The organism is Pseudomonas sp. SCT, from assembly GCF_003864275.1.
In the GTDB taxonomy this organism is placed as follows: Bacteria; Pseudomonadota; Gammaproteobacteria; order Pseudomonadales; family Pseudomonadaceae; genus Stutzerimonas; species Stutzerimonas stutzeri_AE.
Genome location: NZ_BDJA01000001.1, coordinates 408,837 through 429,454, shown reverse-complemented (window position 1 = coordinate 429,454; position 20,618 = coordinate 408,837). Strand labels below are relative to the sequence as shown.

The following is a 20,618-nucleotide window of genomic DNA, read 5'->3' as shown; positions in this document are numbered from 1 at the left end:
CGAGGATGCTGTTCACAACGTGCGCCAGCGCACAGCAGCGCAGCGAAAGTGACGACCGTCTGGCTGCAGGACTGAAACTTGCAGCGCGTAGCCTGTCGAAACCCTGTCCGGCTCGCAACGGGCTGGCATGCAGCACGTAAGGCAACATCGAGACCACCATGAACCACGCACCGCCGAAAATCGTCCTGCTCGTCGAAGACGAGCCGCATATCCTCAGCCTGCTCGCCGATTATCTGGCCGGCGAGGGCTACCAGGTGCTGGAGGCGGACAGTGCGCCCAAGGCGTTCGAAATCCTGGCGACCAAGCCGCATCTGGACCTGCTGGTGACCGACTTCCGCCTGCCGGGCAACGTCTCGGGCGTGATGATCGCCGAACCTGCGCTCAAGTTGCGGCCCGACCTAAAAGTGATCTTCATCAGCGGCTATCCCATCGAGATCTACGAGTCGGGCAGCCCGATCGCTCGCTCCGCGCCGGTACTGGCCAAACCCTTCGCCCTGGATACGCTACGCAGCCAGATCCAGCAGTTGCTCGCCAGCTGAACGAGGTCAGGCACAAACGAAAAAGCCCGCTCGAAGCGGGCTTTTTCATATCAGGACCAATCAGTTGATCTTCGGGTCCAGTTCACCACTGGCGTAGCGCTGGAACATGCCTTCCAGCGAGATCGGCTTGATCTTGCTGGCATTGCCGGCTGTACCGAAGGCTTCGTAGCGCGCGATGCAGATGTCGCGCATGGCCGAGACGGTCTTGGCGAAGTATTTACGCGGGTCGAACTCGCTGGGGTTCTTCGCCATGAACTCGCGAATCGCGCCGGTGGAGGCCAGACGCAGGTCGGTATCGATGTTGACCTTGCGCACGCCGTACTTGATGCCCTCGACGATTTCCTCGACCGGCACGCCGTAGGTCTCACCGATTTCACCACCGTACTGGTTGATGATCTGCAGCCACTCCTGCGGCACCGACGAGGAACCGTGCATCACCAGATGGGTGTCCGGGATGCGCGCATGGATTTCCTTGATGCGCTGGATCGACAGGGTGTCGCCAGTCGGCGGCTTGGTGAACTTGTAGGCGCCGTGGCTGGTGCCGATGGCAATCGCCAGGGCATCGACCTTGGTCTTGGCGACGAAGTCGGCGGCTTCTTCCGGGTCAGTCAGCAGCTGGCTGTGGTCAAGCACGCCCTCGGCACCGACGCCGTCTTCCTCGCCGGCCATGCCGGTTTCCAGGCTGCCCAGGCAACCCAGTTCGCCTTCCACGGAAACGCCGCAGGCATGGGCAAAGGCCACGGTCTGCTGGGTCACGCGGACGTTGTAGTCGTAGTCGGCCGGTGTCTTGCCGTCGGCCTGCAGCGAACCGTCCATCATCACCGAGGAGAAGCCGAGCTGGATCGAACGCTGGCAGACATCCGGGCTGGTGCCGTGGTCCTGGTGCATGCACACCGGGATGTGCGGGAATTCTTCGATCGCCGCCAGGATCAGATGACGCAGGAACGGCGCACCGGCGTATTTGCGGGCACCGGCGGAAGCCTGGACGATCACCGGGGAATCGGTCTTGTCGGCCGCTTCCATGATGGCGCGCATCTGCTCGAGGTTGTTGACGTTGAAGGCCGGCACGCCGTAGCCGAACTCGGCGGCGTGGTCGAGCATCTGGCGCATGCTGATGAGTGCCATGTTTTCCTTTCTCCCGGTCTGGGTCGTTTGATCGTGTAGAGCCTGCCGCAGTGGCCGGCGCTGTTCAAGCGCCGCACGCGGCGCGGCATTGTAGAGGCGGGAGCGACAAATGCCAGCGTCCCGCCAGCGCTTTCAATTCATGCCCCGTATCGGTGGGGCAGCTTCTACTCTTTTACCGCTAGATACTGATGAGCGATGCACTGCAGCCGTGGGCGAGCAGCTTGTCGTCGGCGATGCGATACACCAGCGCCTCGTTGCCCTTGTCATGGAAGGCGATCACGCCATCGCTATAGAAACTGCCACGCGTTGCAGGTTCCTTGCGCAGGGTATGAATACGTTCGCTATTGCCAACTTTCAGGTCGATTGCAGTTCGTTTGTCGTCTGCGTAACGCCAGGCGATGTTCTGCTGGCTCTGGCACTTCCAGCGTACGAACGGCGCGTCCGGACCGGATTGCCAATGGCCACAACCGCCGAGCAGCAACGCTGCGATCAGTATGGACAGGCCTTTTTTCATTCCTTCTCCTTGGCAGCGTCAATCACGGGCAATCCTGCAGACCGCCTTGCGTGATGGTCGGGTCGCCCGTGGCCTGAATTTCCACGCGCTGATCATGCTCGGCGGTCGGGCTGAGCACCGGCGGCGGGTCGAGCACCTGACAGGCAGTATCCGGCGAATTACCGGCGCAACCGGCCAGGCCCAGACAGCAAAGTGCAACGACGGCATAGCGCATGATGCATCCCCTTTCCTTGTTCAAGATAGAACAAAGACCACGACGAGCGGCCGGGGTTGCCTGCAGGCGGTTAACGTTGCCGGCGCCATGGCGCCGGCAACCTGAGCCGATCGAGGCATTCGCCTCGCCGACGGGATCAGCCGGCGCGCTGCTCCAGCACTTCGACGGCCGGCAGCACCTTGCCTTCGACGAACTCGAGGAAGGCGCCACCGCCGGTGGAAATATAGGAGATCTGCTCGGCCACGCCGTACTTGTCGATCGCCGCCAGGGTGTCGCCACCGCCAGCGATGGAGAATGCCGGACTCTGGGCGATGGCCTGGGCCAGCACCTTGGTGCCGTTGCCAAACTGGTCGAACTCGAACACACCAACCGGACCGTTCCACAGGATGGTCTGCGAGGACTTGAGCATTTCGCCGAACATGGCCGCCGTCTTCGGACCGATGTCCAGGATCATGTCGTCATCGGCGACGTCGGCAATGGCCTTGACCGTGGCCTCGGCCGTTTCGGCGAACTCCTTGGCGACTACCACGTCGACCGGCAGCGGCACGGCGACCTTGGCGGCGATGGCCTTGGCGGTGTCGAGCAGATCGGCTTCATGCAGCGACTTGCCGACGTTGTAGCCGGCCGCGGCGAGGAAAGTGTTGGCAATGCCGCCACCGACGATGAGCTGATCGCATACGTCCGCCAGGGAGGTCAGCACGTCGAGCTTGGTGGACACCTTGGAACCGGCAACGATGGCGACCATTGGCTTGGCCGGGGTCTTCAGCGCTTTGCCCAGGGCGTCCAGCTCGGCGGCCAGCAGCGGGCCAGCGCAGGCGACCTTGGCGAACTTGGCCACGCCGTGGGTCGAGCCCTGGGCGCGGTGGGCCGTGCCGAAAGCGTCCATGACGAAGACGTCGCACAGGGCAGCGTACTTTTGCGCCAGCTCATCGGTGTTCTTCTTCTCGCCCTTGTTGAAGCGCACGTTCTCCAGCAGCACCAGCTCACCCGGCTGGACTTCGACGCCGTCGAGGTAATCCTTGATCAGCGGTACCTCACGGCCGAGGGCCTTGGACAGGTAGTCGGCGACCGGCTTGAGGCTGTCTTCCTCGCTGTAGACGCCCTCTTCCGGACGGCCCAGGTGCGAGCAGACCAGCACCGCGGCGCCTTTTTCCAGTGCCAGCTTGATGGTCGGCAACGAAGCCAGGATGCGCGCATCGCTCTTCACCGCGCCGTCCTTCACCGGCACGTTGAGGTCCTCGCGGATCAGTACGCGCTTACCCTGGAGGTCGAGATCGGTCATCTTCAAAACGGTCATGTTGGTCTTCCTTAAGGTCGAGAAGCGATATTCCAGGCGCGGGCCGCTAGGGACGTCCAGCCACGCGCAAAAAGTGGTCGGTGACGTCGAGCATGCGATTGGCGAATCCCCATTCGTTGTCGAACCAGGCCAGCAGGTTCACCAGCCGCGGGCCCGACGCGCGGGTCAGGCTGCCGTCGACGATCGCCGAATGCGGGTCGTGGTTGAAATCACAACTGGCGTGGGGCAGCTCGGTGTAAGCCAGCAGTCCCTTCAACGGGCCATGCTCGGCTGCCTCGCGCAGTACCCGGTTGATCGTTTGCGCATCGGTATCACAGGCCGTCTGCAGCGTGATGTCCAGGCAGGACACGTTCACCGTGGGCACCCGCACCGCTTTGGCCTGAATCCGCCCCGAGAGTTCCGGCAGCAGGCGCTCGATGCCGCGGGCGAGCCCGGTGGACACCGGAATCACCGACTGAAAGGCCGAACGGGTGCGGCGCAAGTCCTCATGGTGGTAGGCGTCAATCACCGGCTGGTCGTTCATCGCCGAGTGAATGGTGGTGATCGAGGCGTACTCGATGCCCACCGCATCGTTGAGCAGCTTGAGCAACGGCACCCCGCAGTTGGTGGTACAGGATGCGTTGGAGATCAGCCGCTCGGCGCCGGTCAGTTGCTGCTGGTTGATACCCATGACCACCGTGGCATCGATGTCCGCCGCGCTGGCCATCGGCTGGGAAAACAGCACCCGCGGCACCCCGGCGGCAAGGAAGCGCTCGCCATCGGCACGGCTGGTGTAGGCGCCGGAGCACTCCAGCACCAGATCGACATCCAGCGCACGCCAGTCGATGGCTTCGGGCGTCGACTCGCGCAGCACCTTCACGCAGTGCCCGTTCAGATGCAGGCAGTCGCCGTCGACGCTCACATCGCCGGGGAAGCGGCCGTGGGTGGAGTCGAAACGGGTGAGGTATTCCAGGCTGGCCATGTCGGCCAGATCGTTGAGGGCAACGAACTGAAAATCGAAGGCGGCGCCACGCTCATAGAATGCACGCAGCACGCAGCGGCCGATGCGGCCGTAGCCGTTGAGAGCGACGCGATAGGGACGGGCGTTGGCCATGGGTTCTCGTCGGTCCTGCAGGTGGAAAGCGGCAGATGGCTCGCCACCCTACGCGGAAGGGGCTTGAGGGGATGGATGACCGCAGCCATCCACCCATCGTCGCGATCAGTCCTCCAGCAGCTCTTCGGCGACCGCGAGGATGTTGTCGACGGTGAAGCCGAATTCCTCGAACAGCTGGTTGGCCGGAGCCGACTCGCCGTAGGTGGTCATGCCGATGATGCGACCGTCGAGGCCGACGTACTTGTACCAGTAGTCCGCATGCGCCGCCTCGATGGCGATGCGTGCGCCGACTTCCACCGGCAGCACCTGCTGCTTGTAGGCCGCATCCTGGGCGTCGAACACGCTGGTGCACGGCATCGAGACGACGCGCACCTTGCGGCCCTGTTCGGTCAGCTTGTCGGCGGTCTGCACTGCCAGGCTGACTTCCGAACCGGTGGCGATCAGGATCAGTTCCGGCTCGCCGGCACAGTTCTTCAGGATGTAGCCGCCGCGGGCGATGGCCGCTTCGGTTTCGTTGTCACGCACATGGAACGGCAGGTTCTGGCGCGAGAAGATCAGCGCGCTCGGGCCGTCCTTGCGCTCGACGGCATGCTTCCAGGCCACTGCGGATTCGACGGTATCCGCCGGGCGCCAGGTGTCCAGATTCGGCGTGGTGCGCAGGCTGGTCAGCTGCTCGATCGGCTGGTGGGTCGGACCGTCTTCGCCGAGGCCGATGGAATCGTGAGTGAACACGTAGAGCACACGCTGCTTCATCAGCGCCGACATGCGCACGGCATTGCGTGCGTATTCCATGAACATCAGGAAGGTCGCGCCGTAGGGGATCAGGCCGCCATGCAGGGCGATGCCGTTCATGATCGCGGCCATGCCGAACTCGCGCACGCCGTAGTACATGTAGTTGCCCGAGGCATCCTCGGCCACCACCGGCTTGCAGCCCTTCCACAGGGTCAGGTTGGAGCCGGCCAGGTCAGCCGAGCCGCCGAGCAGCTCCGGCAGCAGCGGGCCGAAGGCGTTCAGGCAGTTCTGGCTGGCCTTGCGGCTGGCGATGGTCTCGCCCTTGTTGGCAACTTCACGGATGAATTCGCTGGCTTTCTCGGCGAAGTCAGCCGGCAGCTCGCCGGCCATGCGCCGCTTGAATTCGGATGCCAGTCCGGGGAATTCGGCCTCGTATGCGGCGAAGCGCTTGTTCCACTCGTTCTCGGCGTCGGCGCCCTTCTGCTTGGCGTCCCACTCGGCGTAGATCTCCGCGGGAATCTCGAACGGGCCGTGCTTCCAGCCCAGCGCTTCGCGGGTCAGAGCGATTTCGGCGTCACCCAGGGCCGCGCCGTGGGATTCTTCCTTGCCCTGCTTGTTCGGCGAGCCGAAGCCGATGATGGTCTTGCAGCAGATCAGCGTCGGGCGATCGCTCTTGCGCGCGGTCTCGATAGCCATCTGGATTTCGTCGGCATCATGGCCGTCGACATTGCGGATCACCTGCCAGCCATAAGCCTCGAAGCGGCGCGGGGTATCGTCGGTGAACCAGCCGTGGACTTCGCCGTCGATGGAAATGCCATTGTCATCGTAGAAGGCGATCAGCTTGTTCAGGCCCAGCGTGCCGGCCAGCGAGCAGACTTCGTGGCTGATGCCTTCCATCATGCAGCCGTCACCGAGGAACACGTAGGTGTTGTGGTCGACGATGTTGTGGCCGGGGCGGTTGAACTGCGCCGCCATGACCTTCTCGGCCACGGCGAAGCCGACGGCGTTGGCCAGGCCCTGGCCCAGCGGGCCGGTGGTGGTCTCGACGCCGGCGGTGTAGCCGAACTCCGGGTGGCCCGGGGTCTTGCTGTGCAGCTGGCGGAAGTTCTTCAGGTCATCGATGGACAGGTCGTAGCCGGTCAGGTGCAGCAGCGAGTAGATCAGCATCGAGCCGTGGCCGTTGGACAGCACGAAGCGGTCACGGTCGGCCCACTGCGGGTTGGTCGGGCTGTGCTTCAGATGATCACGCCAGAGCACTTCGGCGATGTCCGCCATGCCCATGGGGGCACCCGGGTGGCCGCTGTTGGCTTTCTGCACAGCATCCATGCTGAGGGCGCGGATGGCATTGGCTCGCTCACGACGGCTGGGCATCGCTGAATCTCCTGCGGGGTGTACGTAGAAAAAGGCGGCCATTTTCCCCTACCGAGGGTGGCCCCGGCAATGACTGAATCGCCCGGCAGGCGCGCTCAATCCAACAGCTCGACGCCCTGGCTGGTGATATCCGGCAGATGCTCGAGCAGGTAGTCACGCATGCGTGTCAGGGTGACCGACTCATTGCCCGCGCCCGGCCAGACCAGGTAATAGCTGTCGCCGGACTTCACCGCCTGCTGAAAGGGCAGCACCAGGCTGCCGCGCTGCAGCTCCGCGCCAACCAGCGCCAGGTCGCCAATCGACACGCCATGCCCCTGCGCCGCGGCGGAGATGCCCAGCTCCAGGGTGTCGAACAGCTTGCCCTGCTGCCAGGCCACCTGATCCGCGCGGCCGGTACGCTGCAACCAGCGTCGCCAGTCCCGGCAATCGCGCGACGGATGAATGAGTTCGACCTCGGCCAGGTGCTGCGTATTCCAGGGCAAGGCACCAAGCAACTCCGGCGCACAAACCGGCACCAGCCATTCATCGAACAGCTTCACCCGCCGCCATTCGGCGGGAAAACTGCCATTGCCGAGCAGGATCGCGCAGTCGAACGGCTCGCTACTGAAATCCACCGCATCCAGGTCCATCCAGGCGCTGGTGAGCTGCACGCGGCTCTGCGGATTGGCCACCTGAAAGCCCTCCAGAGTGCCCAGCAACCAGCGCATGGTCAGGGTAGACGGCGCTTTCAGGCGCAGCGCACCGCGCTGACGAGTAACGGCGACGCAGGCGTTCTCGATGGTGCGAAAGCCGATCTTGAGCTCCTGCGCCAGCAAGCGCCCGGCGTCGGTCAACGCCAACCGCGAGCCATGCCGCTCGAATAGCTGGCAGCCCAGGTGCTCCTCCAGCGTCTTCACATGCCGGCTCACCGCACTCTGGGTGATGAACAGGCTCTGCGCGGCCTGGGTGAACGAGCCGAAACGCGCCGCCACCTCAAAGGCCCGCAGGGCATAGAGAGGCGGCATGCGTGACGCTGCAATGACCGAATCCGGCATGACTAAAACTCATCCTTATGGGCTGTTTTTTCCATTTTCCAATCCTCTTCCGCCTACCAATACTGCGCCAGCAATGGGTTTCAGACCAACTCCGGTCTTCTCCCGACGCCTCCGAGCACCCATAAAAACTCAGGAAAGGACGCCATGCAGAGCAAATACTACGAGACGCTTCTGGCCAACGCGGTAGAGAAAGGTGCGTTGCGGCATGAGCAGATCGGTCAGATCCTGAATTTCAGGCTTTTCGGCAACAAGAAAGGCTTCATGACGCTCGAGAGCCTCCCCATCGGCGAAGTCCCGCCGACGCCGTTGAGCTGCGACCATCTCTGCAAGCCGGATGACAGCAGCGAGCGCCTGCTGCTGCAGGCCACTGCCCTGCTCGGCGAACCGATTGGTTACGTGCAGGAGTCCGATGGCTGCATCGTCAATAATTTCTTCCCCCAGCAGGCCCATTCCCGGGCGGCCACTTCGGACAGTTTCGATACAGAGCTCGACCTGCATACGGAAAATGCCTTCCATGCCGTGCTGCCTGATTACCTGGTGCTGCTCTGCCTGCGCCAGGACCCGGACGCCGAAGCCGTCACCTATATCGCGTCAAGCGAACGAATTCTCGAGCGCCTGACGTTCGAGGAGCGGGCATTCTTCCTTACCGAACCCTATAACTTCCTCTCGGACTACGGCCCGACGAGCAAGAACCAGCGCATCGACATCAATCGCCACCAGACCATCCTTTATGGCGACCCAGATGCACCCTTCTTTCGCTTCGACCCCCAGTTCATGCTGGCCTTCAGCAGCCGGGCCCAGCAGCTGATGGACAAGCTGCGCGCCATCGCCTGGGAGGTGGTCGAGCCGGTGCGCCTGAACTGCGGCGACATGCTGATCATCGACAATCGCCGCAGTGCCCATGCGCGCAGCCCCTTCAGCGCGCGCTTCGACGGCAGCGACCGCTGGATTCAGCGCGCCTTCGCCATCACCAACCCCAACTTCTACGCCGAGCGCCTGGGCCAGCGCAGCCGGGTCTTCGGCCTGGTGACCGAACTATGAACGCCACCTATCTCGCCTTCGCCGCCGCGGTTGCCCTGCTGATCGCCTCCCCCGGTCCGGTGGTCGCCCTGGTGGTGGCCGACGCCCGCCGCCGCTGGCCGCTGTGGACCATCCTGGGCGGCGCGATCTCGGCGCAAATCCTGATGATCGCCGCGCTGGTAATGATCTATCTGGCGCTGGATCTCGACCCCCTGGTGCTCGAGGCCGGACAGATCCTCGGCGGGCTCTACCTGATCTGGCTGGGTTGCGACGGCCTGTGTGGCGGCCGCAGCGAAACCGCCACACCGAAACGCAGCGAAGCGCATTACTTCTGGCGGGCCATGGCCGTGGGCCTGTCCAACCCGAAGGACATTCTGTTCTTTCTCGCCTTCCTGCCCGGCTTCATCCTGCCCGCACAGCCGTTTGCCCCTCAGGCGACGGTGCTGATCGTGATCTGGGCGGTGATCGATCTGAGCATCCTGCTCGCCTACAGCCTGCTGTCGCGTCGCCTGGCCGGCGAAGGGCTGATCCAGCGCCTGCTGGATATCCTGCCCAACTACTTCCTCATCGGCCTGGGCCTGGTGTCGTGCACCCTTGGACTGTCCCGCCTGCTGGAGTAACCCTGCGCGCCCAAGGGCAATATCAAAACTTTTTGATACTGCCCTTGCTGTACGAAAAGTGACCGACTAGACTGCGCGGCTTATGAGCCTGCGCATGCCCCAGATATCCCAAGACACCAGTGACCAGCTTGCCTCGCTGTGCAAGGCCGGCGGTGATGCCTTGCGCCTGAAGGTACTGCGCGCACTGTCCAGTGATTCGTTCGGCGTCCTCGAGCTGGCGCAGATCTTTGCCATCGGCCAATCCGGCATGAGCCATCACCTCAAGGTGCTGACCCAGGCCGGCCTGCTGGCGACACGCCGTGAAGGCAACGCGGTGTTCTATCGGCGCAGCCTGCCGCAGGCCGACAGCCTCGGCGGCCGGTTGCATACAGCGCTGCTGGAAGAGGCGGATCGACTGGAGTTGCCGCACGAGATCGAGGCCCGCATCGCTGCCGTGCACGCCCAGCGCAGCGCCGCCAGCGAGGACTTTTTCGCGCGCATGGCCGACAGCTTCCAGGCGCGCCAGGATCTGATCGCCGGCCTGCCGCAATACCGCGACAGCGTGCTGGCGCTGCTCGACGCTCTGAACTTCGACAACAACGCCACGGCACTGGAAGTCGGTCCGGGCGATGGCAGCTTCTTGCCGGAGCTGGCAAGGCGCTTCGCCCGCGTGGTGGCGCTGGACAACAGCCCGGCCATGCTCGATCTGGCGCGGGCGCGCTGTGACGAGGCAGGCTTGCTCAATGTCGAGCTGAAGCTCGCCGACGCCTTGCACGACGACTGCCCGCCGGCCGACTGCGTGATACTGAACATGGTGCTGCATCACCTGGCGGCGCCAGGCGAAGCGATGAAACAACTGGCACGACTGGTGAACGCAGGCGGCAGTCTGCTGGTCACGGAGCTGTGCAGCCACAACCAGAGTTGGGCCAGGGAGGCCTGCGGCGATCTGTGGTTGGGGTTCGAACAGGACGATCTGGCCCGTTGGGCCGATGCCGCGGGGCTCACGCCCGGCGAGAGCCTCTACATTGGCTTGAAGAACGGTTTTCAGATCCAGGCCCGGTACTTTTCCCGGCTCGCCCCTGACAGCCGACTCACCCACCGGTAATAGGAAACCGATAGATGAGCGAATATTCGATTTTTACCTCCGAGTCCGTGTCCGAAGGGCATCCGGACAAGATCGCCGATCAGATCTCCGATGCGGTGCTCGACGCCATCATCGCCGAGGACAAGCATGCCCGCGTGGCCTGCGAGACGCTGGTCAAGACCGGTGTGGCGATCGTTGCCGGTGAAGTGACCACCTCGGCCTGGGTCGACCTGGAGCAACTGGTGCGCGATGTCATCATCGACATCGGCTACAACAGCTCGGAAGTCGGTTTCGATGGCGCCACCTGCGGCATCATCAACATCATCGGCAAGCAGTCGGTGGATATTGCCCAGGGCGTCGACCGCAGCAAGCCGGAAGACCAGGGCGCCGGCGATCAGGGCCTGATGTTCGGCTACGCCAGCAACGAGACCGACGTCTTGATGCCGGCGCCGATCCGCTTCTCCCACGCCCTGGTCGAGCGCCAGGCCGAGGCACGCAAGAACGGCCTGCTGCCGTGGCTGCGCCCGGACGCGAAGAGCCAGGTCACCTGCCGCTACGAGAATGGCAAGGTCGCCGGCATCGACGCCGTGGTGCTGTCGACCCAGCACAACCCCGACGTCAAGCAGAGCGACCTGCGCGAAGCGGTGATGGAGCTGATCATCAAGCACAGCCTGCCGGCCGAGCTGCTGCACAAGGACACCCAGTACCACATCAACCCGACCGGCCAGTTCGTCATCGGCGGCCCGGTGGGTGACTGCGGTCTGACCGGACGCAAGATCATCGTCGACACCTACGGCGGCATGGCCCGTCACGGCGGCGGCGCGTTCTCCGGCAAGGATCCGTCCAAGGTCGACCGCAGCGCTGCCTACGCTGGCCGCTACGTCGCCAAGAACATCGTCGCCGCCGGCCTCGCCGAGCGCTGCGAGATCCAGGTGTCCTACGCCATCGGCGTGGCGCAGCCGACTTCCATCTCGCTGAACACCTTCGGCACCGGCAAGCTCAGCGACGACAAGATCATCGCCCTGGTGCGCGAGCATTTCGACCTGCGCCCCTACGCGATCACCACCATGCTCGACCTGCTGCACCCGATGTATCGCGCCACCGCGGCCTACGGCCACTTCGGCCGCACCCCCTACGAGATGACGGTGGGTGCCGACACCTTCACCGCCTTCACCTGGGAGCGTACCGACAAGGCCGACGCCCTGCGCGCCGCCGCCGGGCTGTAAGCGACCTCCGGTCAACGGAAAACCCCGCCGGCGTGAGCTGCGCGGGGTTTTCTGCTTTCAGGGCCGGATGCATCCAGCATCGCGCAACCTGCACCACTTCACGAAACCTGCATGCCAGAGCCTTTGCGCGCAGCAGGCTAACAGCTATCATCGCCGCCCTTTTCGAATGGACTCGATCGATCACCTGCCGTGATCGACATTACAAGGAGCTTATCCATGCGTATTTCCCACCTCTTCGGCTGTGCCGTCCTCGCCCTCTCGAGCGCCTCGCTGCAGGCGGCCTCCAGCGATGCGCAGGCCAAATGCGAACAGCAGCTGACCGCCCAGCAAGGCAATCTGGAAACCGGCAAGATGCTCGGCCAGATGCTTGGCAACGAGAAGCTCAGCAATGCCATTGCCCAGGTGGAAGGCGGCTGCGCACAACTGAATGGTGAAGAACTGGCGGCCAATGCCAGCGCTACCGAACAGAGCACGGCGATCGACGAGAAGCTTCAGGCCGTGACCCAGGCCAAGGATGCCGTGCTCGGCCTCGGCAAGATGTTCGGCAAGTAAGCTTCAAGTGCTGTAATTGAAAACGCCCGCATCTGCGGGCGTTTTCGTTTCTGACTCAGTTTTTCAACCGATAGCCGGTCTTGAAGATCCACCACACCGCCAGCAGGCAGGCGGCGAGAAAACCGAGGATCATCGCCAGGCTGATGCCGACGCTGATGTCCGAAACGCCGTAGAAGCTCCAGCGGAAGCCGCTGATCAGGTACACCACCGGGTTGAACAGCGTGATCTTCTGCCACAGCGGCGGCAGCATCTCGATGGAGTAGAAGCTGCCACCGAGAAAGGCCAGCGGTGTGACGATCAGCGCCGGGACGATCTGCAGCTTCTCCCAGCCATCGGCCCAGATGCCGATGATGAAGCCGAACAGGCAGAAGGTGACCGCCGTCAGTACCAGGAACAGCGCCATCATCAGCGGATGCTGGATCTGGTAATCGACGAACAGCCGCGCCGTCAGCAGGATGATCACGCCGAGAATCAGCGATTTGGTCGCCGCTGCACCGACGTAGCCGATGACGATCTCGACGTAGGACACCGGCGCCGACAGCACCTCGTAGATGGTCCCCGAGTAGCGCGGCATGTAGATGCCGAACGAGGCATTGGAGATGCTCTCGGACAGCAGCGCCATCATGATCAAGCCGGGGATGATGAAGGCGCCGTAGGGGATGCCGTGCATGGCCTCCATGCGCGCGCCGATGGCCGAGCCGAATACCACGAAGTACAGCGAGGTAGAGATCACCGGGGTGGCGATGCTCTGCAGCAGGGTGCGCCAGGTGCGCGCCAGTTCGAACAGGTAGATCGCGCGGATCGCGTAGAGATTCATGCAGTTGTTCCTTCAGCGCCCGTGAACGAGGTTGACGAAGATGTCTTCCAGCGAGCTCTGGCTCGACTGCAGGTCCTTGAAATCGATGCCGTGGGCAGCCAGCCGCTTGAGCAGGTCGGCGATGCCGGTGTCCTCGTGCTGCGCATCGAAGGTGAATACCAACTGGTTGCCGGCATCGGTGAGCTCCAGCGGATAGCTGGCCAGCTCCATCGGAATCTCGGCCAGCGGCCGCTGCAGATGCAGGGTCAGCTGCTTCTTGCCGAGCTTGCGCATCAGCACATCCTTGTCTTCCACCAGGATGATCTCGCCTTTGCTGATCACGCCAATGCGGTCGGCCATCTCCTCGGCCTCTTCGATGTAGTGCGTGGTGAGAATGATGGTCACGCCGCGTTCGCGCAGGCCGCGGACCATTTCCCACATATCTCGACGCAGCTCCACGTCGACGCCCGCGGTGGGCTCGTCGAGAAACAGGATCGACGGCTCGTGGGACAGCGCCTTGGCGATCATCACCCGACGCTTCATGCCGCCGGAAAGCTCGAGAATGCGGGCATTGCGTTTGTCCCACAGCGACAAATCGCGCAACAGTTTCTCCAGGAACGAATCGTCCGGCGCCTTGCCAAACAGCCCGCGCGAAAAACGCACTGTCGCCCAGACGCTTTCGAATCCTTCATTGAACAGTTCTTGCGGCACCAGTCCGATCTTCGAGCGGGCGGCGCGGTAGTCCTGGACGATGTCGTGGCCGTCGACCAGCACGCGACCGCTGCCGGGATTGACGATGCCGCAGATGATGCTGATCAGCGTGGTCTTGCCGGCGCCGTTGGGGCCGAGCAAGGCGAAGATCTCGCCCTTGCGGATGTCGAGGTCGATGCGCTTGAGCGCCGGGTGGCCGGAAGCGTAAGTCTTGGTGAGCTGCTCGATGGCGATCACTGGTTGCACGGGCTCGTCTCTTCGAGGAATCGGGGCGGAATTGTAGATAAAAACGCAACGCAGGGCGCCCGCCGTTTCCCCCGGTCACGACTCACAGTGATCGTGATCATGGCGACGCAATGGCGACACATACATGCTTGGAAGCGCTGGCAAATGCGCGCCAGCAAGGAGGCTTTCCCGAGATGAGACAGATAAAACTCACTTACGTCGCGCTGTTCGTCGGACTGACGCTGCTCTGGTTGCTGGTGGACGACTTCATCATCGGCCGTTATCAGATCTGGCCGCTGCGCAAGGTGCTGGTGCATTACAGCGGCGTACTCGGTATCGCCGCGATGAGCGTGGCGATGGTGCTGGCGGTGCGGCCACGGCGCTTCGAACGCTTCTTCGATGGCCTGGACAAGACCTATCGACTGCACAAGTGGCTGGGCATCAGCGCCCTGGTGATCGCCCTCTTCCATTGGGGCTGGGGGCAGATACCGAAATGGCTGGTCGGCTTCGGCTGGCTCGAAAAGCCGGCAAGACGTGCGGGTGAGGGCCAGATGCACGAGGGCATTTTCGCCCTTCTGCAGCGCTTTCGCGGCCTCGCCGAGACGATTGGCGAATGGGCCTTCTATGCCGCGGCAATCCTGATCGTGCTGGCGCTGGTCAAGCGCTTCCCCTACCGCTGGTTCTTCAAGACGCACCGCTGGCTGGCGCTGGTCTACCTGGCGCTGGTGGTGCATGCAGTGGTGCTGACCCCGCCCGGCTACTGGACCTCGCCGCTGGGCCTGGTACTCGCCGTACTGATCGTTTCGGGCTCGGTGGCCGCCTGCATCTCGCTGCTGCGCCGTATCGGTCGCAAGCATCAGGTAGTCGGTCGTATCGAAAGCCTGACCCACCATCGGGACAACCGCGTGCTGCGCGTCGATATCAAGCTCGACGGCCCCTGGCCGGGGCACAAGGCCGGGCAGTTCGCCTTCGTCACCTTCGACGACAAGGAAGGGCCTCACCCCTTCAGCCTGTCCTCGGCCTGGTGCAACGACGGCAAGTTGTCCTTCTCCATCAAGGGCCTCGGCGACTACACCCGTACCCTGCCGGACACCCTGAAGGTGGGCGACGCGGTAAAGGTCGAAGGGCCTTATGGCTGCTTCGATTTCCACAGCCGCAAGCCACGGCAGATCTGGGTCGCCGGCGGCATCGGCATCGCGCCGTTCATTGGCCGCTTACAGGCGCTCGCCGAAAGCGGCAAGGGCAACAATGTCGATCTGTTCTACTGCACCAGCGCGCCCGACCAGAGCTTTATCGAGCGCATTCGCCAGCTGGCCGAACGCGCCCGGGTGCGTCTGCACGTGCTGGTGGCCAGTGAAGGCGGCCGGCTGACACCCGAGCGCTTGCGCCAGCTGGCGCCGCAGTGGCAGGACAGCGACGTCTGGTTCTGCGGCCCGGCCGGTTTCGGTCAGGACCTCAGCCGTGACCTGCAGCGGCGCGGCCTGCCGGCGCGGGATTTCCACCAGGAACTGTTCAACATGCGCTGACGCACGGTCGGGCCGCGTCGAGCCGGGGACAATGAGCCACTGGCCTTCAACGAGCGGAGGCCAGCCCGATTCATCAGAGCAAGGATGCTCGCCATGCAACGCCTGATCGCACTGTCGCTGTGCCTCTTCCCGTCCGTTTGCCTCGCCACCTGCCCGACCTGGGACGATGCGCGAGCGCAACAGGAAATCACCAGCCTCCAACAGCAGCTGCAGCACTGGGACGAGGCCTATCACCGCCGCGGCGTGGCGCTGGTGGATGACGAAATCTACGACCAGAGCCGCGCGCAGCTGCACGACTGGCAGCGTTGTTTCCCGAGCACCGTCACGGCACAGGATCCGTTGGCCGGCGCCGGCGGTCCGGTACGGCATCCGGTGATGCAGACCGGGCTGGCCAAGCTCGCCGACGAGCAGGCGGTCGCCGACTGGATCGCACGCCGCGAAAATCTGTGGATCCAGCCGAAGGTGGACGGCGTGGCAATCACCCTGGTCTATCGCGACGGCCTGTTGTTGCAGGCCATCAGCCGCGGCGACGGCCACCGCGGGCAGGACTGGACGGCCCACGCCCGGCAACTGCCAGCGGTGCCGTCCCGGCTTGCAGAGCAAGGTGAGGTGATACTGCAGGGCGAACTCTACTGGCGTCTGGAGCAGCATGTGCAGGCCACGCATGGCAGTACAGGCGCACGCAGCCGTGTAGCCGGCGCCATGGCCAGCAATCGGCTGGATACCGATACGGCGACGCAGATCGGCCTGTTCGTCTGGGACTGGCCGAACGGGCCGGAGGCGATGACCCTCCGCCTGCAGCGGCTCGCCGCCATGGGGTTCAGCGACAGTCAGCGCTTCAGCCTGCCGCTAGCGGATCTCGCGCAAGCGCGGCATTGGCGCGAACAGTGGTATCGGCAACCGCTGCCATTCGCCACTGATGGCGTGGTGTTGCGGCAAGGCACGCGCCCGCCTGCCGAGCGCTGGCAGGCCGAGCCACACTGGGCCGCCGCCTGGAAGTACCCCCTGCGCACCGCGGTGAGCGAAGTTCGTGCCGTGGACTTTCGCATCGGCCGCACCGGTCGGATCACACCGCTGCTGCGGCTGGCGCCGGTACGCCTGGACGATCGGCAGATCCGCACGCTCAGCCTCGGCTCGCTGGAGCGCTGGCGAACCCTGGACGTGCGCCCGGGTGACCAGGTGGCCATCGTTCTGGCCGGGCACACCATCCCGCAGTTGCACTCGGTAGTCTGGCGCAGCGCCGCACGACCCGCGCTGATCGTGCCCGACCCGGGCCTGTATCATGCAGGCAGTTGCTGGCGACCGACAGCCGGCTGTGAACAGCAGTTCATCGCGCGCCTGGTCTGGCTGAGCGGCAAGCAGGGTCTTGATCTTCCCGGAACAGGCGCCGGTAGCTGGCAAGCGCTGTTGAACGCCGGCTTGCTGCCCGACCTGCTTGCCTGGCTGGAGCTGGACGCGGCAGCGCTGCAACAGGCGCCTGGCATCGGCAAGACACGCGCCGACAGGCTCGCCGCGAGCTTCGCCCTGGCGCGCCAACGGCCGCTGGGGCAATGGCTGAAGGCACTCGGTATACCAGCCAGCATTTCGCTCGCTCCGGAAACCGACTGGGATGTTCTAGCTGCGCGCAGCCTGGAGCAATGGCTGAGCGAACCGGGTATCGGACCGACTCGGGCAGACCGGCTGCACAACTTCTTTCGCACGGCAGATCTGCAACCGTTGCGCCACCGGCTACGGGCTGCCGGTGTTTCCGGTTTCTGAAGGGACTTTCACCGAATGACGCGGTCGATAGGAGCTGGATAACAATTATGGAGGCGAGGCATGTCTTTGCGACATTGGCCGATTGCCCTGCTGATCGGCAGCACTGCCATCAGCCCGCTGCTCGCCGCAGCCCAACAAGCCAACACCCAGTGCCACGAGCAACGCCAAACCCTGCGCGAGCAGCTGCAGCAGGCTCGCCTGCAGGGCGACAAGCTGCGCCAGACGCAACTCAACACCGAACTGCAGACGCTGACCGAACAATGCCAGGGCCTGGTCGCGCTGCATCCGCGTCAGGTCGAGTACGAGCACATCAATCGTCAGGTGGAACGCCGCGAAACGCTGCTGCGCGAAGCGCTGGGCACTGGCGACGCGCAGCTGATCGAGCTGCGTCGCAACCAGCTGGCCAAGTCCCGGGAAAAGCTTGAAACGCTGCGCCGCTAAAACACCGTCTCAGTAAGCACGGAATTCCTTGTGGCAGGTTTCGCAGGCATCCTCGACCCGTTGAAAGGGGGCCGCCACGCTTTGCGCGCTAACGGGTTGCGCGCTGACCACGCCGGCCAGCTCTGCCGTGGTCGCTTCCAGCGCCCGTGCCAGCTCGTTGAAGCGCTCCTGTCGCTGCCAGACATCATCCCGCGCATCGCTCTGCTTTTCCTTGACCTCGGGGTAGTGCTGCCAGGGCTGGCGCGAGAGTTCGTCGAGTTTCACCGCGCCCGCGCTGAACCCCTCCGCATCGAACGGAATACGGCCGCGCAACATGCCGCCGAGATCTTCCTTGGTATCAAGCATCGCCTGGTAGATCGCCTTGCGCTTGCCCAGTGGCGAGTCAGGATCGACCCGGTCGCAGCCTGTCAGTACAAGGGCGGCAATCAGGGGCAGGCTCAGCAGACTCAGCTTCATGGTTCGACCACTCATGGATGCAAAGCGCAGGATTATCCCCGCCCATGCACCGCTGAACAAATCAGTCGGGCATTGACTTCGTCAGCAAAGATTGCGCGAGCGCGCCCGCTAGCGTGACCAGCTGCCGCCTGCACTCTCGCAATCAATCTTGGCCTGCGCCCGATCACTGGCGTGGTAGTGGTAGGTGACGATCGTCGCATCGTCACTCACCTGGGTTGGCAAGGTACCGTTTTTCGCCTGGGAGCCGGCGGCACGTTCGTTGGCGAGAGTCTCCGGAGTCATTGCTGCTGTACAGATACCAAAGTGGCCGTCAGGGCAGCTGTCGCGGATCTCGCGGCGGGAATTCTTCACCGCCTCGTTGTCCTGACACACCCAGTCGATGGCGTCCTCGTCATCCAGACCGTGAAACTCGAAGCACTGCTCGGTCACCACCGGCGCCGGCACGGCGCCAGACGTTTCGCTATGCACGTAGCAGGATTTAGCAGCGGCAGGGAGGCTGAAGGCGCCGACGAGCAGCACCGGCGCGAGGCGAAGCATGGGGTTCATGGCGGTCTCCTGAAACGGTTTCGCCCGGCAAGGTCACCGAACCTCAAATTTCGACCCCCTGCCCGGCTACGTAGTTCGCGCGGTATCGGACTTGGGATTGCCGCACAGCGCAGCTATAATCGCCTGGTTTTTCCCGGTCGACTCCGCTTCGACCGTGCCCGCCACCCGTCCGAGGGGCGCTGCAGCAGGAATGAAAGCCTGTTTTGTATCTCGCAAGCCACGCGGCTTACCTTGTCGCGCCGCAGCAGATCCAGATCAGAATTCACCTGTCAGGCTCGGATGGGGCGTTTCCTAGAACGCATCAACGGCGCCCATTCGCATCTATACGAATGGAGAACTCTTCTATGAGTGCTGTCATGACGCCTGCCGGTTTCACCGACTTCAAGGTCGCCGACATTTCCCTGGCCGCCTGGGGCCGCCGCGAGATCATCATCGCCGAATCCGAGATGCCTGCGCTGATGGGCCTGCGTAGCAAGTACGCCGCAGAGCAACCGCTCAAGGGCGCGAAAATCCTCGGCTGCATCCACATGACCATCCAGACCGCCGTGCTGATCGAGACGCTGATCGCCCTCGGCGCCGAAGTACGCTGGTCCTCCTGCAACATCTTCTCCACCCAGGATCAGGCCGCTGCCGCCATCGCCGCCGCCGGCATCCCGGTGTTCGCCTGGAAGGGCGAGACCGAGGAAGAGTACGAGTGGTGCATCGAGCAGACCATCCTCAAGGACGGCCAGCCGTGGGAGGCCAACATGGTGCTGGACGACGGCGGTGACCTGACCCAGATCCTGCATGACAAGTATCCGCAGGTGCTCGAGCGCGTCCACGGCGTGACCGAGGAAACCACCACCGGCGTGCACCGCCTGCTCGACATGCTCAAGGGCGGCACCCTGAAGATTCCGGCGATCAACGTCAACGACTCGGTCACCAAGAGCAAGAACGACAACAAGTACGGCTGCCGTCACAGCCTGAACGATGCCATCAAGCGCGCCACCGACCACCTGCTGTCGGGCAAGCAGGCGCTGGTCGTCGGCTACGGCGACGTCGGCAAGGGTTCGGCACAGTCGCTGCGCCAGGAAGGCATGATCGTCAAGGTCTCGGAAGTCGACCCGATCTGCGCCATGCAAGCCTGCATGGACGGTTTCGAGCTGGTTTCCCCCTACAAGGACGGCATCAACGACGGCACCGAAGCCAGCGTCGACGCGGCCCTGCTGGGCAAGATCGACCTGATCGTCACCACCACCGGTAACGTCAACGTGTGCGACGCCGGCATGCTCAAGGCGCTGAAGAAGCGCGCCGTGGTGTGCAACATCGGCCACTTCGACAATGAGATCGACACCGCCTTCATGCGCGCCAACTGGGGCTGGGAAGAGGTCAAGCCGCAGGTGCACAAGATCCACCGCACCGGCAAGACCGTCGACCCGACCAACGACGACTACCTGATCCTGCTGGCCGAAGGCCGCCTGGTGAACCTGGGCAACGCCACCGGCCATCCGAGCCGGATCATGGACGGCTCCTTCGCCAACCAGGTGCTGGCGCAGATCCACCTGTACAACGAGAAGTTCGCCGACCTGCCGGTGGCCGAGAAGAGCAAGAACGTCACCGTCATGGTGCTGCCGAAGAAGCTCGACGAGGAAGTTGCGCTGGAAATGGTCAAGGGCTTCGGTGGCGTGGTCACCCAGCTGACCGCCAAGCAGGCGGAGTACATCGGCGTGACCGTCGAAGGCCCGTTCAAGCCGGACAGCTACCGCTACTGATGCGCGGC

General features: G+C 63.8%; 21 protein-coding genes and 1 riboswitch. Of the genes, 10 read left to right on the top strand and 11 right to left on the bottom strand.

The annotated features are described in order from the left end of the window. Positions 1-158 precede the first annotated feature (158 nt). Positions 159-539: a response regulator gene (locus tag BHD08_RS02040; protein ID WP_015275339.1), complete on the top strand. Its 381-nt coding sequence runs from the start codon at positions 159-161 to the stop codon at positions 537-539. A 60-nt stretch (positions 540-599) separates the two neighbouring features. Here the strand turns inward: BHD08_RS02040 and fba are convergent, their stop codons facing one another. The 7 genes from fba to BHD08_RS02005 form a co-directional block, all read right to left on the bottom strand. Beyond that, positions 600-1,664, bottom strand: coding sequence for a class II fructose-bisphosphate aldolase (fba, locus tag BHD08_RS02035; RefSeq protein ID WP_014818785.1), 1,065 nt, complete (start codon positions 1,662-1,664; stop codon positions 600-602). Between the two features lie 178 nt (positions 1,665-1,842). Further along, positions 1,843-2,178, bottom strand: a complete 336-nt coding sequence (locus BHD08_RS02030; protein WP_015275338.1) for an MliC family protein — start codon at positions 2,176-2,178, stop codon at positions 1,843-1,845. A 22-nt stretch (positions 2,179-2,200) separates the two neighbouring features. After that, a complete protein-coding gene (locus BHD08_RS02025) occupies positions 2,201-2,392 on the bottom strand; it encodes a hypothetical protein (protein WP_015275337.1) in 192 nt (63 codons plus the stop codon). Between the two features lie 136 nt (positions 2,393-2,528). Next, on the bottom strand, positions 2,529-3,689 hold the full coding sequence (locus BHD08_RS02020) for a phosphoglycerate kinase (RefSeq protein WP_125020641.1): 1,161 nt from the start codon (positions 3,687-3,689) through the stop codon (positions 2,529-2,531). A 46-nt stretch (positions 3,690-3,735) separates the two neighbouring features. After that, the gene (gene epd, locus BHD08_RS02015; RefSeq protein ID WP_106157328.1) at positions 3,736-4,782 is read right to left on the bottom strand and encodes an erythrose-4-phosphate dehydrogenase; all 1,047 of its coding nucleotides are present in this window, start codon (positions 4,780-4,782) and stop codon (positions 3,736-3,738) included. A 105-nt stretch (positions 4,783-4,887) separates the two neighbouring features. Further along, positions 4,888-6,885 carry a transketolase gene (gene tkt / locus BHD08_RS02010; protein WP_125020640.1) on the bottom strand — a complete coding sequence of 666 codons (1,998 nt, stop codon included), beginning with the start codon at positions 6,883-6,885 and terminating at the stop codon, positions 4,888-4,890. Between the two features lie 95 nt (positions 6,886-6,980). Then, positions 6,981-7,919: a LysR substrate-binding domain-containing protein gene (locus tag BHD08_RS02005; protein WP_125020639.1), complete on the bottom strand. Its 939-nt coding sequence runs from the start codon at positions 7,917-7,919 to the stop codon at positions 6,981-6,983. Between the two features lie 144 nt (positions 7,920-8,063). On the opposite strand from BHD08_RS02005, the gene BHD08_RS02000 reads away from it, so the two are divergent. The 5 genes from BHD08_RS02000 to BHD08_RS01980 all read left to right on the top strand — a co-directional run bounded on the left by BHD08_RS02000 (position 8,064) and on the right by BHD08_RS01980 (position 12,400). Further along, entirely contained in the window at positions 8,064-8,960 is an 897-nt protein-coding gene (locus BHD08_RS02000; RefSeq protein WP_125020638.1) for a TauD/TfdA family dioxygenase, read from the top strand. Continuing rightward, positions 8,957-9,559, top strand: a complete 603-nt coding sequence (locus tag BHD08_RS01995; RefSeq protein WP_106157324.1) for a LysE family translocator — start codon at positions 8,957-8,959, stop codon at positions 9,557-9,559. Before BHD08_RS02000 ends, BHD08_RS01995 begins: the two co-directional genes overlap by 4 nt. 82 nt (positions 9,560-9,641) lie before the next feature. After that, positions 9,642-10,643: a metalloregulator ArsR/SmtB family transcription factor gene (locus tag BHD08_RS01990; protein WP_125020637.1), complete on the top strand. Its 1,002-nt coding sequence runs from the start codon at positions 9,642-9,644 to the stop codon at positions 10,641-10,643. 14 nt (positions 10,644-10,657) lie between these two features. Continuing rightward, positions 10,658-11,848, top strand: coding sequence for a methionine adenosyltransferase (gene metK, locus BHD08_RS01985; RefSeq protein WP_125020636.1), 1,191 nt, complete (start codon positions 10,658-10,660; stop codon positions 11,846-11,848). A gap of 216 nt (positions 11,849-12,064) precedes the next feature. Further along, positions 12,065-12,400, top strand: coding sequence for a hypothetical protein (locus BHD08_RS01980; protein ID WP_125020635.1), 336 nt, complete (start codon positions 12,065-12,067; stop codon positions 12,398-12,400). A gap of 55 nt (positions 12,401-12,455) precedes the next feature. On the opposite strand, the gene BHD08_RS01975 is transcribed toward BHD08_RS01980, so the two are convergent. Then, on the bottom strand, positions 12,456-13,217 hold the full coding sequence (locus BHD08_RS01975) for an ABC transporter permease (protein ID WP_125020634.1): 762 nt from the start codon (positions 13,215-13,217) through the stop codon (positions 12,456-12,458). 12 nt (positions 13,218-13,229) lie between these two features. After that, on the bottom strand, positions 13,230-14,153 hold the full coding sequence (locus tag BHD08_RS01970) for an ABC transporter ATP-binding protein (RefSeq protein WP_106157319.1): 924 nt from the start codon (positions 14,151-14,153) through the stop codon (positions 13,230-13,232). A 173-nt stretch (positions 14,154-14,326) separates the two neighbouring features. Between BHD08_RS01970 and BHD08_RS01965 the strand changes: the two genes are divergently transcribed. The 3 genes from BHD08_RS01965 (at position 14,327) to BHD08_RS01955 (ending at position 17,857) form a co-directional block, all read left to right on the top strand. Continuing rightward, positions 14,327-15,658 carry a ferric reductase-like transmembrane domain-containing protein gene (locus BHD08_RS01965; RefSeq protein ID WP_125020633.1) on the top strand — a complete coding sequence of 444 codons (1,332 nt, stop codon included), beginning with the start codon at positions 14,327-14,329 and terminating at the stop codon, positions 15,656-15,658. A 93-nt stretch (positions 15,659-15,751) separates the two neighbouring features. Further along, positions 15,752-17,416 (top strand): NAD-dependent DNA ligase LigB, encoded by a 1,665-nt coding sequence (gene ligB, locus BHD08_RS01960; protein ID WP_125020632.1) that lies wholly within the window; start codon positions 15,752-15,754, stop codon positions 17,414-17,416. A 60-nt stretch (positions 17,417-17,476) separates the two neighbouring features. Continuing rightward, positions 17,477-17,857 carry a DUF1090 domain-containing protein gene (locus BHD08_RS01955; RefSeq protein WP_106157316.1) on the top strand — a complete coding sequence of 127 codons (381 nt, stop codon included), beginning with the start codon at positions 17,477-17,479 and terminating at the stop codon, positions 17,855-17,857. Between the two features lie 9 nt (positions 17,858-17,866). On the opposite strand, the gene BHD08_RS01950 is transcribed toward BHD08_RS01955, so the two are convergent. Both BHD08_RS01950 and BHD08_RS01945 read right to left on the bottom strand, forming a co-directional pair. Further along, entirely contained in the window at positions 17,867-18,313 is a 447-nt protein-coding gene (locus BHD08_RS01950) for a cytochrome c (protein WP_106157315.1), read from the bottom strand. A 108-nt stretch (positions 18,314-18,421) separates the two neighbouring features. Beyond that, positions 18,422-18,859, bottom strand: a complete 438-nt coding sequence (locus BHD08_RS01945) for a hypothetical protein (protein WP_125020631.1) — start codon at positions 18,857-18,859, stop codon at positions 18,422-18,424. A 165-nt stretch (positions 18,860-19,024) separates the two neighbouring features. Next, positions 19,025-19,179: riboswitch (S-adenosyl-L-homocysteine riboswitch) on the top strand. Between the two features lie 24 nt (positions 19,180-19,203). Here BHD08_RS01945 and ahcY point away from each other — a divergent pair. Then, on the top strand, positions 19,204-20,610 hold the full coding sequence (gene ahcY, locus BHD08_RS01940; protein WP_125020630.1) for an adenosylhomocysteinase: 1,407 nt from the start codon (positions 19,204-19,206) through the stop codon (positions 20,608-20,610). Positions 20,611-20,618 lie beyond the last annotated feature (8 nt).